This window comes from Streptomyces sp. NPDC045678 (genome assembly GCF_056432085.1).
Map to the genome: position 1 here is coordinate 1 of NZ_JBWKJS010000016.1, position 14,856 is coordinate 14,856.

12 protein-coding genes are annotated in these 14,856 nt (G+C 70.4%); 4 read left to right on the forward strand and 8 right to left on the reverse strand.

What is annotated here, in order from left to right; all coding sequences use genetic code 11:
* Nucleotides 1–1,505: type I polyketide synthase (locus tag AC07DO_RS38550; RefSeq protein WP_479066968.1), on the reverse strand; the 1,505-nt coding region annotated here is incomplete at its 3' end.
* 276 nt (nucleotides 1,506–1,781) lie between these two features.
* Between AC07DO_RS38550 and AC07DO_RS38555 the strand changes: the two genes are divergently transcribed.
* A complete protein-coding gene (locus AC07DO_RS38555) occupies nucleotides 1,782–3,032 on the forward strand; it encodes a cytochrome P450 (protein ID WP_479066970.1) in 1,251 nt (416 codons plus the stop codon).
* Between the two features lie 104 nt (nucleotides 3,033–3,136).
* Here the strand turns inward: AC07DO_RS38555 and AC07DO_RS38560 are convergent, their stop codons facing one another.
* Nucleotides 3,137–3,937 carry an AfsR/SARP family transcriptional regulator gene (locus AC07DO_RS38560; protein ID WP_479066972.1) on the reverse strand — a complete coding sequence of 267 codons (801 nt, stop codon included), beginning with the start codon at nucleotides 3,935–3,937 and terminating at the stop codon, nucleotides 3,137–3,139.
* Nucleotides 3,934–4,737: a thioesterase II family protein gene (locus tag AC07DO_RS38565; protein WP_479066974.1), complete on the reverse strand. Its 804-nt coding sequence runs from the start codon at nucleotides 4,735–4,737 to the stop codon at nucleotides 3,934–3,936. Before AC07DO_RS38565 ends, AC07DO_RS38560 begins: the two co-directional genes overlap by 4 nt.
* A gap of 913 nt (nucleotides 4,738–5,650) precedes the next feature.
* On the opposite strand from AC07DO_RS38565, the gene AC07DO_RS38570 reads away from it, so the two are divergent.
* Entirely contained in the window at nucleotides 5,651–7,024 is a 1,374-nt protein-coding gene (locus AC07DO_RS38570) for a phenylacetate--CoA ligase family protein (protein ID WP_479066976.1), read from the forward strand.
* A 14-nt stretch (nucleotides 7,025–7,038) separates the two neighbouring features.
* On the opposite strand, the gene AC07DO_RS38575 is transcribed toward AC07DO_RS38570, so the two are convergent.
* From AC07DO_RS38575 to AC07DO_RS38595, 5 genes are all read right to left on the reverse strand, one after another.
* Nucleotides 7,039–8,034 (reverse strand): esterase/lipase family protein, encoded by a 996-nt coding sequence (locus AC07DO_RS38575; RefSeq protein ID WP_479066978.1) that lies wholly within the window; start codon nucleotides 8,032–8,034, stop codon nucleotides 7,039–7,041.
* A 138-nt stretch (nucleotides 8,035–8,172) separates the two neighbouring features.
* Nucleotides 8,173–9,309 (reverse strand): aminotransferase class V-fold PLP-dependent enzyme, encoded by a 1,137-nt coding sequence (locus tag AC07DO_RS38580; protein WP_479066980.1) that lies wholly within the window; start codon nucleotides 9,307–9,309, stop codon nucleotides 8,173–8,175.
* Between the two features lie 134 nt (nucleotides 9,310–9,443).
* Nucleotides 9,444–9,881 (reverse strand): hypothetical protein, encoded by a 438-nt coding sequence (locus AC07DO_RS38585; RefSeq protein ID WP_479066982.1) that lies wholly within the window; start codon nucleotides 9,879–9,881, stop codon nucleotides 9,444–9,446.
* A gap of 177 nt (nucleotides 9,882–10,058) precedes the next feature.
* Entirely contained in the window at nucleotides 10,059–10,985 is a 927-nt protein-coding gene (locus AC07DO_RS38590; RefSeq protein ID WP_479066984.1) for a cation diffusion facilitator family transporter, read from the reverse strand.
* Between the two features lie 91 nt (nucleotides 10,986–11,076).
* On the reverse strand, nucleotides 11,077–12,165 hold the full coding sequence (locus AC07DO_RS38595; protein ID WP_479066986.1) for a mechanosensitive ion channel family protein: 1,089 nt from the start codon (nucleotides 12,163–12,165) through the stop codon (nucleotides 11,077–11,079).
* A gap of 270 nt (nucleotides 12,166–12,435) precedes the next feature.
* Between AC07DO_RS38595 and AC07DO_RS38600 the strand changes: the two genes are divergently transcribed.
* Nucleotides 12,436–13,536, forward strand: a complete 1,101-nt coding sequence (locus AC07DO_RS38600) for an amidinotransferase (RefSeq protein WP_479066988.1) — start codon at nucleotides 12,436–12,438, stop codon at nucleotides 13,534–13,536.
* Between the two features lie 134 nt (nucleotides 13,537–13,670).
* Nucleotides 13,671–14,813, forward strand: coding sequence for an ROK family transcriptional regulator (locus AC07DO_RS38605; protein ID WP_479066990.1), 1,143 nt, complete (start codon nucleotides 13,671–13,673; stop codon nucleotides 14,811–14,813).
* The last annotated feature ends 43 nt before the right edge of the window (nucleotides 14,814–14,856 follow it).

Sequence of the window (14,856 nt, forward strand, 5' to 3'; positions counted from 1 at the left end):
ACGAACTCGCCAAGACGCCGCGCCTGCTCACGCAACGCATCAGGCGTCCGACCGGACACCACCCACGGCACCACCACACCATCCGGCACCGACGACACAGGCGTCGCCGAGCCGTCCTCCGGCGCCTCCTCCAGAATCAGATGCGCATTCGTCCCGGAGAAGCCGAACGAGGACACCCCCGCCCGGCGCGCGCGTTCGCCGCGGGGCCACTTCACCGGCTCGGTGAGCAGCCGCAGCCCGCTGCCGTCCCACTCCACGTGGGGTGAGGGGGCGTCGACGTGGAGGATGGCGGGCAGCAGGTCGTTCTGGAGGGCCATGACCATCTTGATGACGCCCGCCACGCCCGCGGCGATCTGGGTGTGCCCGATGTTGGACTTCACGGCGCCGACCCACAGCGGCCGGTCCTCGGGGCGTTCCTGCCCGTACGCGGAGATGAGGGCACCGGCCTCGATGGGGTCGCCGAGCGTGGTGCCCGTGCCGTGGGCCTCCACGGCGTCGATGTCCTCGGCGGTGAGGCGGGCGTTGGCGAGGGCGGCGCGGATGACGCGTTCCTGCGAGGGGCCGTTCGGTGCGGTCAAGCCGTTGCTCGCGCCGTCCTGGTTCACCGCCGAACCGCGTATCACCGCGAGGACCTTGTGGCCGTTGCGGCGCGCGTCGGAGAGGCGCTCCAGGAGCACCACCCCGGTGCCCTCCGCCATGCCCATGCCGTCGCTGCCGGCCGAGAAGGGCTTGCACCGTCCGTCGGGGGCCAGGCCGCGCAGCTCGCTGAAGCCGATCAGCGGGGCGGGCGACGACATCACGTACGTACCACCGGCGAGGGCCAGTGAGCACTCCTGCGTGCGCAGGGCCTGCGCGGCGAGGTGGAGGGAGACCAGCGACGAGGAGCACGCGGTGTCGACCGTCACCGCCGGGCCCTCGAGGCCCAGGGTGTAGGCGACGCGGCCCGAGGTGACGCTGCCTGAGTTTCCGATGGTGAAGTATCCCGCTGTGCCCTCGGGCACCTCGGAGGCGCCGAGGGCGTAGTCGAGGCCGTCGCAGCCGATGAAGGTGCTGGTGGCGCTGGCGCGCAGGCTCAGCGGGTCGATGCCGGCGCGCTCGACGGCCTCCCAGGCCGTCTCCAGGGCGAGTCGCTGCTGCGGCGCCATGGCCAGGGCCTCGCTGGGGCCGATGCCGAAGAAGGTCGGGTCGAAGTCGCCCGCGTCGTAGACGAAGCCGCCCTCGCGGACGTAACTGGTGCCGGTGCTCTCCGGATCCGGGTCGTAGAGGGCGTCGAGGTCCCAGTTGCGGTTGCCGGGCAGCGGGGCGACGGCGTCCCCGCCCGTGGAGATCAGCTCCCAGAACTCTTCGGGAGACCGGACCCCGCCCGGCAGCCTGCACGCCATGCCGATGACGGCGATCGGCTCGTGGCCCGCCGACTCGACGTCCTGCAACCGGCGTTCGGTCTGACGCAGGTCAGCAGTGACACGCTTGAGGTATTCAAGAAGCTTCTCTTCGGTGTGCGCCATCCCGGTGACAACCGCCCCTCTCCGCGAGAACGGCAGGGCCCCTGACTCGATGACCGGTCAGCCGGGCGACCGGCATGAGCATCGGGCAGGCGGGCCCCCGCCGGACCGCAGACTCGTCGACGACGCTAAAGCCCTCCTAATACTCTGCTTTTCCGCACGGCCGGTACCAGGACGTGCGCTCGCCGAGGCCGGAGTGGAGAGCGTGGTTCTTAGGAACGCTTAAGACCCCCCTGCCAAGGTGCCGGTGTCGGTCCGGACAACGCGAAGCGAGGCATCGTGCCCATCACGGATAACAAGCCGGCCGCCACCTTCCCCGACCTGGTCGACCCGTCGTTCTGGGCGCGGCCGTACGAGGAACGCGTGGCGCTGTTCGAGGAGATGCGCGGGCTGCCGCACCCGGCGTTCATCCAGCAGAGCATGCCCGGAGTGCCCTTCGCCTTCGGGTATCACGCGCTGGTGAAGTACGCGGACATCGCGGAGGTGAGCCGCAGGCCGCAGGACTTCTCCTCCAACGGCGCGACCACGATCATCGGTCTGCCGCCCGAGCTGGACGAGTACTACGGCTCGATGATCAACATGGACAACCCGGAGCACTCCCGGCTGCGCCGCATCGTGTCACGCTCGTTCGGCCGCAACATGATCCCCGAGTTCGAGGCCGTCGCGACGCGCACCGCGCGGCGCATCATCGCCGGCCTCGTCGCGCGCGGTCCCGGTGACTTCATCAGGCCCGTCGCCGCGGAGATGCCCATCGCCGTGCTGAGCGAAATGATGGGGATCCCGGAGTCGGACCACGACTTCCTCTTCGACCGGTCCAACACGATCGTGGGTCCGCTCGACCCGGACTACGTGCCCGACCGCGCCGACTCCGAGCGCGCGGTGATCGAGGCATCCCGCGAACTCGGCGACTACATCGCGGGACTCCGCGAGGAGCGGCTCGCCGCGCCCGGCGACGACCTGATCACCAAGCTCGTCCAAGTGCGGGCGGACGGCGAGCAGTTGACGCGCCAGGAACTCGTGTCGTTCTTCATCCTGCTCGTCATCGCCGGGATGGAGACCACCCGCAACGCCATCTCGCACGCCCTGGTGCTGCTGACCGAGCACCCCGAGCAGAAGCAGCTGCTGGTCTCGGACTTCGACACGTACGCGAAGGACGCCGTCGAGGAGATCCTCCGGGTCTCCACGCCCATCAACTGGATGCGCCGCGTCGCCACCCGCGACTGCGACATGAACGGCCACCGCTTCCGCAGGGGCGACCGCGTCTTCCTGTTCTACTGGTCGGGCAACCGGGACGAGGGCACCTTCCCGGACCCGTACCGCTTCGACATCACGCGCGGCACGAACAACCACGTCACCTTCGGCGCGGTCGGCCCGCACGTCTGCCTCGGCGCCCACCTCGCCCGGATGGAGATCACCGTCCTGTACCGGGAGTTGCTCGCGGCGCTGCCCCACATACGTGCCGTGGGGCAGCCCCGCAGGCTGGACTCCAGCTTCATCGAGGGCATCAAGCACCTTCAATGCGCCTTCTGAGTCCCGTACCGAGTTCCATGGGCCTTCTGGGGCATTGAAGGGTGCGCCCTCCGAACACGTACGTCTCCTCCGCATACGTACGACTCGCCGGGCGCCCCCACCCGTCAGTGGCCGGACATCGCGAGCGGTGGACTCATCAGGTGCATGTCACCCGAGAGGATGGCCCGCTGCAGATCCTGGAGCGGGCGCCCGGGCTCAAGACCCAGCTCGTCGTTGAGCGTCTTGCGCACCGACTGGTACACCTTCAGCGCGTCCGCCTGCCGCTCGGAGCGGTAGAGAGCCAGCATGAGCTGGCGGTAGAACGCCTCGCACATCGGATTCTCCGCGGTGAGGGCGTACAGCATGCCCACGGCCTCCCGGTGCCGGCCGAGCTGGAGCTGGCACTCGACCAGCATCTCCTGGCACTCCAGCCGGATCTCGGTCAGCCAGGTCGAGAACCCGTCGACGATGGGGCCGTTGGCGGCCGGGCCGTTCCCGCCCTGCCCGAGGATCGGTCCGCGCCACAGAGTGAGCGCCTGCCCGAAACAGGAGGCCGCTTCGGCGTAGCGCTTTTCCCTGAGCAACGACCGCCCCGTGTCCACCAGTTCGGGGAAGTCCTGGGCGTCTATCCGGTCCTCGGGGCTCTTGTGCAGCACATAGCCCGGCGCGCGCGTCTCGACCGGGTTGCCGGCCACGCCCGGCACCTTCAGGAACTTGCGCAGCTGGGATATGTACACGTGTAGCCCCGCGGTCGCGCGCCGGGGCAGGTCCTCGCCCCAGATCTCCCGCATCAGCTGCTCCAGGGAGACCAGTCGGTCGGCGCGGATGAGGAGGACCGTGAGGACGATCTCCACTTTCTGCGCGTTGATGGTGGCGTAGTCGGCGCCGTCCTTGATCCGGAGCGGGCCCAGCATCTCGTACCTCACCGAGCGTCCCCCCTTGCCGCCGCGGACCGTCGCGCACTGTCGGCGAGGGCCTTGGAGATGACGTCCGCGACGCCTCGCTGATGCGTGTTGAGGTAGAAGTGCCCGCCGGAGAAGACCTGGAGATCGAACGGTCCCTCGGTGTGCTGCCGCCAGGCCTCCATGTCGTCGAGCGGGGCCTTCGGGTCGCGGTCGCCCACCAGGGCGGTGATCGGACAGGTCAGCGGGGGCGTCGGTGTCCATCGGTACAGCTCGACCGCGCGGTAGTCGCTGCGGACGACCGGGATGATCTCCGCGAGCAGCTCCTCGTCGTCGAGGAACCGCGGGTCCGTGCCGCCGGCCCTGCGCAGCTCACCGACCAAGTCGGCGTCGTTCAGGAGGTGGACGGTGTCGCGGCGGTAGAGGGACGGAGCCCGGCGGCCCGAGACGAGCAGCGCGCGGGGCTCGCCGAGCGCACCCTCCCGCAGCCGCTGCGCGACCTCGAAGGCGAGCACCGCGCCCATGCTGTGCCCGAAGAACGCCAGCGGGCGGTCGTCGAACGGGGTGAGCGCCTCGGTGATCCGATCGGCCATCTCGGTGATGCCGTCCAGGAGTCGCTCTCTGCGCCGGTCCTGCCGTCCGGGGTACTGCACCGCGAGGATCTCGGTGTCGGGCAACAGGGTGGGGGATTGCGCGAGGGGGTGGAAGTAGGAGGCGGAGCCGCCCGCGTGGGGGAAGCAGACCAGGCGTACGTCGGCTTCAGGCCGGGGCCGGAAACGACGTATCCATGGGTCCGACGGATGGGGTGGGGGGGAGGCTGACAAGATCAATCCCTTCTCCAGGAGCGCTGACAACGGTGTCGCCGCATAGCGCAGCCGCTCCTGATCATGCGCAGCTCAAAGTTTAAAGGGCAACGTCGAGATATCGGCACCAGGGCGGAATGAGACATTCCCCATGCTTTATGCAGGGATTCTTGTGTGATCAAATATCGGGCGCAAGTTTAGGGTAAATTTCAATATGAATGCTTAACAACGTACCGGCCGAAGTCCGTCCGCGATCGGCCTCGGACCTCGACGTGGGCGGGCGTTGCCGCAACGGTCCGGATGCATGAGCAGGTCAGGGCGGTGCGGTGACGGAAGGCGCCGACGGCGCCGGTGCTCCGGATCCGGTCAAGCTTCGCTGGAAACGGGCTCGACCGCCGCGGCGTCAACTTTTGCGGGATCCTTACGCTCCATTGGTTTGACCCCTCCGCCCCTCGCTGGCCTGCGCTAATTCTTCCCCTTATCGCAATGAACTGGAAACGGTCGGTTTCCCCTGCCGGACGGTCGTGTCCAATGATCGGTGCCCCGATTCTGGCTTGTTGTTTTCTTGCCGCCTCGACCCGACGGGATCGGTCTTGATTTGGTCTCCGAAGCGCCTGCGTCCCACGTGGGGGCATCGGTGCGGGGGTGATCGGGGGCCTGTGGGCGGGCGTCGAGTGGCCGGAACCAGCCCCGTGTGAACCGGCGGCAGTTGGCCACCCGATCAGTACGGACGTGCTTGCGGGCTGCCGCGGGTTCGGGGCCGCCATCGCGCCATCGCGGGCCCCGCGGGACAGGGTTGTCACCTTTTGGGGTGACTATGCCTTGTTCAAGGTGTGCTGTTCCGCGGCCCATCCGCGAAGGTCGAGGCATGGGTGCCCGCTGCCCCCGGCAAGCCGGCCGCGGGCCGGAGCTGCCACCGAAGGAGCACAGGACGATGAGCGAGAGCACGGCGTGGCTGACGCGGGACATCCGCAAGGCCCGCAAGCAGGGACCGGCCGAGGTCGCGCGGCGCCGAGGCGACCGGCTGGCGGACCTGGTGGCCTGCGCCCGCTCCGCGTCGCCGTACTACCGAGAGCTCTACCGCGGTCTGCCCGAGCGGGTCGACGATCCGACGCTGTTGCCGGTCACGGACAAGAAGAAGCTGATGGACCGCTTCGACGACTGGGCGACGGACCGGGACATCACCTTTGAGAAGGTCCGCGCGTTCACGGACGACCCCGACCTGATCGGCCGCCGTTTCCTCGGCCGGTATCTCGTCGCCACCACCTCGGGGACCAGTGGCAGGCGCGGCCTGTTCGTGCTCGACGACCGGTACATGAACGTGTCCTCCGCCGTCTCCTCCCGGGTGCTCGCCTCCTGGCTCGGTCCGCTCGGCATCGCCCGCGCCGTGGTCCACGGCGGCCGCTTCGCCCAACTCGTCGCCACCGAGGGGCACTACGTGGGCTTCGCCGGATACTCCCGCATGTCCCAGGAGGGCGGCGGCCGCAGCAAGCTGCTCCGGGCGTTCTCCGTGCACGAACCGCTGCCGCACCTCGTCGACCGGCTCAACGAGTACCGCCCGGCCTTCGTCATCGGCTACGCGAGCACGATCATGCTGCTCACCGCCGAGCAGGAGGCCGGCCGCCTGCACATCGACCCGGTGCTGGTGGAACCCGCGGGCGAGACGATGACCGACAGTGACACCGACCGGATCGCGCGGGCCTTCGGCGCCAAGGTGCGCACGATGTACAGCGCGACGGAGTGCACCTATCTCAGCCACGGCTGCGCAGAGGGCTGGTACCACGTCAACGACGACTGGGCCGTGCTCGAACCCGTCGACGAGGACCACCGGCCCACCCCGCCGGGCGAGTTCTCGCACACGGTCCTGATCTCGAACCTCGCCAACCGCGTACAGCCGTTCCTCCGCTACGACCTCGGCGACAGCGTCATGCTCCGCCCCGACCCCTGCCCCTGCGGCACGTCGTCCCCCGCGATCCGCGTCCAGGGCCGCGCCGGTGACATCCTCACGTTCCCGTCCGGCCGCGGCGACGACGTCCGCCTCACTCCGCTCGCGTTCAGCAGCCTGTTCGACCGCATGCCGGGCGTGGAGCTCTTCCAGATCGAGCAGACCGCTCCGGCGACGCTGCGGGTCCGCATGGTCAAGGCGCCCGGCGCCGACGCGGACCACGTGTGGCGCAAGGCCCATGACGGCCTGACGCACCTGCTCGCCGACAACAAGCTCGACAACGTCACCGTGGAGCGGGCGGAGGAGCCGCCGAAGCAGGCCTCGGGCGGAAAGTACCGGACGATCATCCCGCTGCCGGCCTGAGGGGCCAGGAACCCCTAGCGCGCGTACTCACGAAGGGCGGGCTCTTCCTTCACCCACGGCTGACTGTGGATCAGCAGCTCGATCGGGTAGTTCAGCAGACCGGGCAGCGCGTTGACGGCTTCCTCGCTGTTGAGCGGCATGATCGGCTTGGCGCAGTGCGCGCGGTCGACGCGGCCGGCGTCGGCGGGGCCGGGGTGTTCGACCGCGTCGGCGACGAGGTCGTAGCTGACCTGGTCCACGACCATGGTGATGTGCTCCGGCCACGGCCGCCCGGGGCAGATGTCCTGGACACCGACGCGGTGCGCGCCCGGCAGCGACGGGGGCTGCCCGTCGGCGATCACGGACTCGTCGGCGTACGAGAAGACCGTGGTGTACGAGGGGCCTGCCGGCATGGGCGTGCCGTCGGCGCCGAGGGCCTTCGACCAGTTCGAGTCACGGGCGAACTGCAACACCGACGCGGGGCAGCCCGCGACCTCGGCGATCGGCCGGCAGGGGCTGGCGAGCCGGGTCCCCTGGAACGGGGAGCCCAACGTCACCATGTCGTCCACCCGCCCCGGCAGATCCGGCCAGAACCGCAGGGCCCAGGCCGTCAGGAGCCCGCCCTGGCTGTGTCCGACGAGGTCGACCTTTCGGCCGGTGGCCTCGTGGATGACGCGCGTGGCGTACACCACGTACTCGACGGACTCCTGCATGTCTCTGAGCCCGCGCCCGGGGGAGTCCACCCAACAGGACTGGAAGCCCTCCTTCTTGAGCTCGGCCATGTAGTTCCAGGCGTAGTTCTCCTCGCCCTTGAGGCCGGTGCCAGGAACGAAGAGGACGGTCGGCTTGTCACTGGCATCGCGCAGGTCGCCCAGGTCCGTCCCGCAGTGCAGGGCCTCCGCGAGCCGGGCGACGGGGATCTCCAGGGGCGGCGAGGGATCGGCGGCGTCCGCGCGGGCGGCGGAGACGGGAAGGACGGTGAGGGCGAGCGCGGTGGCCGCGAGGCCGCCGAGCCATGAGGACAAGCGCACTGAGGTCTCCGCGGGGTGTGGGGGCTCCCTGACTCCCTGGGAAGGGAGCCCTCCATCCTGAAGCGCGGTCACGCACACGTCAACAGGCGCGGGGACCTCAACAACCCCAGAGATAACAGGAGTTGGCGTGAACGGATCTCATTCGGCACCAGCCCCCAGCAGTACCTCCAACCGCCCCAGAACAGCTTCCACCTCCGCCTCACTGAGCGGAACGAGTTCGAGAACCAGGTCGAGAACGGGCCCGCCCGCCGCATCCGTCCGCTCCTCGGTCATGACCCAGATCTGCGGGGACCCGGCTTGCAGGGCCCGGGCGAGAGCGGCGCCGTCGTGACCCGCGGGCGAGGGGCCGACGCAGAGCCGCACGCGGGAGAAGGGAAGGCCGGTCGGATCGGGAACGAGCGTCGCTCGGACTCCCGGCAGGCCGCGCGCTGCCTCCGCGAACCGCAGGGCTTTGTCGTTCTGGGCGCGCCGCCAGGCAGCCAAGTCCACCCCCTTTCTCCGCTCCAGGGCGGCGAGGACACCGAGGACGCCCTCCTTGGTGGCCTTCATCGCGCGCCCGATGCCCTTCTCCTGAGCCCGCACGGCACGCACCAGCGCGGCGCGCCCCATCACGAGCCCGGCCGTGGGGGACCCGAGGTACTTCTGCCCGCTCACCAGCACGAGATCGGCACCCGTGGCGAGGAGTGCCCCGACCCGCAGATCCTGCGCGGCACCGTCGATGACGGCGGGCACGCTGCGGCGGTGCGCGGCGGCGACGGCTTCGGCGAGCGGGACCTCCGCGCCCCGGACGAGCCGGGACGACACGAGAAGGAGACAGGCGGTGTCCGGGTGGGCGAGGGCCGCCTCCAGATCCGCGACGGAGCACGCGTCGACGGTCCCCGCCGGCACGGGAGTGGCACCGGCCAGCCGGATGCCCTGCGTCAGGGGGTGGCCGTAGTCGACGGCGTGCCCGGCGGGAAGCACGACGCGCGAGGGCATCCCACTGCTGTCCGGCAGCGCCGCGACGCGCTCGGGGGAGTCCCCCGTCATCGACGCCGCGACGGCCAAGGTGATGCCGGAGGAGGTGCAGTGCACGACGGCCGCGGCCTCGGCCCCCGTCGCCTCGGCGACGACCCGGCCAGCGAGGTCCTGCAGCTCCGCCATGACGAAGTACTCACCGAGCGCCTCGGCGACGACACCCGCAACCTCGCTGTCGCTGCGCGAGACGCCGAGCGGGGTGTACGTCCCCCTGGCGTTGATGACCCGCGTCAGCCCGTACCGCTCATGTAGTCCCATGCGCAAAGGGTGCCAGCCCGAGGACCAGGCACCCTTGCCGTCGTCGTACGTTCAGGACGGCCGCTCCCACACCGCGTCGGACCGCCCGACGACTCGCCGCGACTCACGGGCGCTGCGAGGTGACAGGGCCTGCGTCAGGACGCCGGGCGCAGCGCGCCATCGTCCTGGGGCCGCACCGTCACGTGCACCACCGGTGAGACCGCCTCGCCGCCCGTCACGCGCAGTGCGTTGCGCCCTTCGAGGCCCAGCACGACCCGCATCTTGTACGTCCCTCGCGAAGTGGTGTTCACCGAGGCGGGGAGCGGCACCCACTGCGCGCCCTGCCTCTGCTGGAGGGTGACGGGTGTGCCGGCCGGGAGGTCGTGGCTCTCGCCGGAGACGCGGAACTCCTCCGAGATCCGCACGCTGCTCGCCGAGGCCTGCGCGGTGAGCGTCGGGCGCGGGACGTACGGCGTGGATGCCGGGGCCGCGGTGGCCGGGACGGTCGTCAGGAGCAGGAGGGCGGCGGCGGCTCCGGTGAGGGCCGAGGCGTGCTTGAGGTGCTTCGACGTCGACTTCAATGTGGCTTCCATGTCCAGGTGTCGCCTGTTCGTTCTGTTGCGGATCAACATAGGAAACGGGCCTCGGACATACGCGAATCGACGCGCTGGAAGCAGGGAATCCGCAGGCCGGTGGGTGGGTCGGCGCCAGTCGTCGACGTGCGGGTGCGTGTGCACGCCGGGAGGGCGTGGGGCGGTACGGGACGGACCTCACGTGTGCAGCGCCGAGCCCTCCTCGACATGCCCTTCCGGCTCCAGTTGCAGCGTCGAGTGCGCCACGTCGAAGTGGCTCCCGACGCAGCGTTGCAACCGGCTCAGCAGCTCCCCGTACCCGTCCGCCAGTGCCGCGTCCGTGACCACGACGTGCGCGGTGAGCACCGGCATCCCGGACGTGACGGTCCAGCCGTGCAGGTCGTGCACGGCGACCACGCCCCGCTCCGCCAGCAGATGCCGCCGCACCTCGTCGAGGTCGACGTCCTGCGGGGTCGCCTCCAGCAGGACGTGCACGGAGTCCCGCAGCAGCCCGTACGCGCGCGGCACGATCAGCAGGCCGATGACGATGGAAGCGACGGGGTCGGCGGCCTGCCACCCGGTCAGCAGGATGATCAGGCCGCCCACGATCACCGCGACCGAGCCGAGCGCGTCCCCGAGGACCTCCAGATACGCGCCGCGCAGGTTGAGGCTCTTGTCCTTGGCGTCCCGCAGCAGCCACAGGCCCACCAGGTTCGCGAGGAGCCCGCCCACCGCGACCACGAACATCAGGCCGCCCTTGACCTCCACCGGCTCGCTGAACCGGCCGATCGCCGACCACAGCACCCAGACGAAGATGGCGACGAGGAGGAGCGCGTTCAGGACCGCGGAGAAGATCTCCACCCGGTAGAAGCCGAAGGTGCGGCGCGGTGTCGGCGCGCGCTGGGCGAGGGTGACCGCGCCGAGCGCGAGCGACACGCCGACCGCGTCGGTCAGGCTGTGCGCGGCGTCCGCGAGCAGCGCGAGGCTGCCGGACAGCAGGGCGCCGACCACCTGGATGACGGTGATCGACGCGCTGATGCCGATGGTCCACAGCAGACGGCTGCGGTACGTGCCGCTGAGCGTGCCGCCCGCCGTCACCGCGGACGGACCGTGGTCGTGCCCCATGCCCGCGAGTGGAACACGGGTGCCGGACACCCGCCACCGAGCGGTCGGCCACTCGGCCGACCCGGAGCCGGCGGCGGATGCGTACGACCTCTCAGTGCAGCGCCGAGATCGACGCGTCCCGCTGGTGCGGAATCCCCAGCGGTGGCGGCAGCTCTCCCTGCTGGACCGTCACCGTGCGCGCCGGAGCGGGCACCCGGATGCCCTCCGCGCGGTAGCGCTGATGCAGGCGCTTGATGAACTCGTGCTTGATGCGGTACTGGTCGCTGAACTCCCCGACGCCGAGGATCACCGTGAAGCTGATCCGCGAGTCGCCGAAGGTGTGGAAGCGGATGGCCGCCTCGTGGTCGGGCACCGCGCCCGTGATGTCGGTCATCACCTCGTCCACGACCTCGGTCGTGACCTTCTCGACCTGCTCCAGGTCACTGTCGTAACTCACTCCGACCTGCACCGTGATCGACAGCTCCTGCTCGGGGCGGCTGTAGTTCGTCATGTTGGTGCTCGCCAGCTTGGCGTTGGGGATGATGACGAGGTTGTTGGAGAGCTGACGCACCGTCGTGTTGCGCCAGTTGATGTCGACGACGTAGCCCTCCTCGCCGCTGCTCAGCTGGATGTAGTCGCCCGGCTGCACGGTCTTGGCGGCGAGGATGTGCACACCCGCGAAGAGGTTGGCGAGCGTGTCCTGAAGGGCGAGGGCGACCGCGAGGCCGCCGACGCCGAGCGCGGTGAGCAGCGGGGCTATGGAGATGCCGAGGGTCTGCAGGACGACGAGGAAGCCGATCGCGAGCACGACGACCCGCGTGATGTTCACGAAGATGGTGGCCGAGCCCGCCACGCCGGAGCGGGACTGCGCCACGCTCCTGACCAGGCCGGTGACGATCCGGGCCGCCGTCAGCGTGGCCGCCACGATGAGCAGTGCGGTGAGCGCCGTGGTCACGTTGCGTCCGGTGCGCGGCGTGAGGGGCAGCGCACCCGCCGCGGCGGCGAGCCCGGCGGTGATGGCCGCGCAGGGGACGAGGGTGCGCAGGGCGTCGACGATGACGTCGTCGCCGTTCCACCGGGTCCTGCTGGCCCGCTCGCCCAGCCACCGCAGCAGGGCGCGGAGCAGAAGTGCGGCGGCGACGCCCGCGGCCACCGCGATGCCGGCCGCGATCCAGTCGTGCAGTGTGAGCGCACGGTTCATCGGTTCGCTCCCGTCGTACGGGGGGAGTGCGCCTGCATACGCGCCTGGGTGCGGCGTATGTGATGTGTCGTCACGTGGGTACCTGCTCGATTCGGGGAGTGCGGTCACACCGGGGGCGGGAGCCACGACAGCTGACTCCAGGAGCTCGACCCGGCGCGCACGTCATCCTGCCCCATCCGGGCACAACAGGCGCGCGTACCCCTGCCTGGATCTTCACAGATCGGCCACGTCTGTCGAGTCGGACGCGGAACGCGTGGTAGAGCATGAACCATGGCCCAAGTGCACAAAACGCCCGTATCGCCCGTCAGTTCGCACAATGAGTGGGATCCGCTGGAAGAAGTCGTCGTCGGTCGCCTCGACGGCGCGACGATCCCGTCCAGCCATCCGGTCGTGGCCTGCAACATCCCGCCCTGGGCGGCCCGCCTGCAAGGTCTCGCCGCGGGCCACACGTACCCGAAGCGCCTGATCGAACCGGCGCAGGCCGAACTCGACGGATTCGTCGAACTCCTGGAGTCCCTCGGCGTCACCGTCACCCGCCCGGCCGCCGTCGAGCACAAGCGCGCCTTCGCCACCCCTGACTGGGAGTCACGCGGCTTCTGCAACGCCTGTCCCCGGGACGGCATGCTCGTCGTCGGCGACGAGATCATCGAGACGCCGATGGCCTGGCCGTGCCGGTACTTCGAGACGTACTCCTACCGCGAACTCCTCAAGGACTACTTCCGGCGCGGCGCGCGCTGGACGTCCGCGCCGAAGCCGCAGCTGACCGACGCCCTCTTCGAGGAAGGCTTCCGTCCGCCGGGGGACGGCGAGCCCATGCGGTACGTCCTCACCGAGTTCGAGCCGGTCTTCGACGCCGCGGACTTCATGCGCGCGGGCCGCGACCTGTTCGTGACGCGCAGCAACGTCACCAACCTGATGGGCATCGAATGGCTGCGCCGCCATCTCGGGCCCGAGTACCGCGTCCACCAGGTCGAGAGCCGCTGCCGTACACCCATGCACATCGACACCACGTTCGTCCTGCTCGCGCCCGGGAAGGTACTCATCAATCCCGAGTACGTCGATGTCGACCGCCTGCCCGACGTGCTGAGCTCGTGGGACGTCCTGGTCGCCCCGGAGCCCGAGCCGATCGACGAGCGCCTGCTGAAGACGACCTCGATGTGCGGCAAGTGGCTCAGCATGAACGTGCTGATGATCGACGAGAAGCGGGTGATCGCGGAGCGCCACCACACGGGCATGCTGCGCGCGCTCGAAGCGTGGGGGTTCGAGCCGATCCCGTGCGACCTGCTCCACTACGCGCCGTTCGGCGGCTCGTTCCACTGCGCGACCCTCGACGTACGGCGACGGGGCACGCTCGAAACGTACTTCGACTGAGTTCGACCGACCGCTGCCGGAGGGGTTCCCCGGACGCGACGGTTATGCAAGTCTCCTCACTAATCCCCTTGCGGCGTCGGACGTCGTGGCCCGTCAGCCGGGCTGCCGCCGCACGGTACCGAGGGTGAGGACTGATGCGAAACGGGGCACGAGGGCACGATCTGATCGCCCTCCGGCGGCTGAACACCACCGTCGTGCTGCGCGCCCTGCACCACCGCAGTCCGCGCACCCTCGCCGAACTCGCCACGAGCACCGGACTCTCCCGGCCCACCGTGGAAGCGGCCGTCGAGGAGCTGACCGAACGGGGGCTCGTCGGCGAGTCCGCGGAGGAAGCGGGGGAGCGCGCGCCGGGCAGGCCCGCACGCCGCTTCCGCTTCCGCACCGAAGCCGGACACGTCCTCGGCGTCGACATAGGGCTGCACAAAATGGTGCTGCTCCTCGCCGACCTGGGCGGCACCGTCCTGGCCGCCCACCGCAGCGACATCGACCCGGAGCTCGGCGGCAGCGCCCGCCTCGACCTGCTGCGCCACGGCACGGAGACGTTCCTCGACACCCACGTCCCGGGCCGCGCCGCCGTCCTCGCCCGCTGCGTGGGCGTGCCGGGCGTCGTCGACAAGGGCGGCGTCGTCACCTCCGTGGTGGTGCCCGAGTGGTCCGGCGTCGACCTCGGACGGCTGCTCCGGGACGGCGAACCGGGCCACACCCTCGTCGAGAACGACGTGAACCTCGCGGTGCTCGCCGAGCGCTGGCAGGGCGCCGCCACCCTCGCGGACGACGTCGTCTGTGTCCTGACCGGGCACCGCGTCTCGTGCAGCCTCACCATCGGCGGGCGGCTGCACCGGGGCAGGCGCGGCGGCGCCGGCGAACTCGGCATGCTGCCCCTGCTCGGCATGAACACCGCGCAGGAGGCCCTGAAGTGGCACGAGGGCCCCGATGGGCGGCGCCCCGGCGAGTCCGAGGTCGCCGCGCTGGCCCGCGCGGCCGACGGCGCGGACCCGCGGGCGCTGGCCGCCGTCGCGGACTTCGCCGACCGCCTCGCCCCGGGCGTCGCGGCGCTCGCCCTCGCCGTCGACCCGGAACTGATCGTGCTGACCGGCGGGGCGACCCCCGTCGGCCACCACCTGGTGCCGCTGCTCGAGGAGCGGCTGCACCCCATGACCCTGCACGTCCCGCGCATCGCCCTGAGCACGCTCGGCGAGCGGGGCGTGGCCATCGGCGCCGTGCGCAAGGCGCTCGACCGGGTGGAGGAGGACCTGCTCGCGGACAAGGCGCCGTAGCGGCAGACAGCCCTGTGCGGGCGGGCCGTGGGGCGTCCGGCGA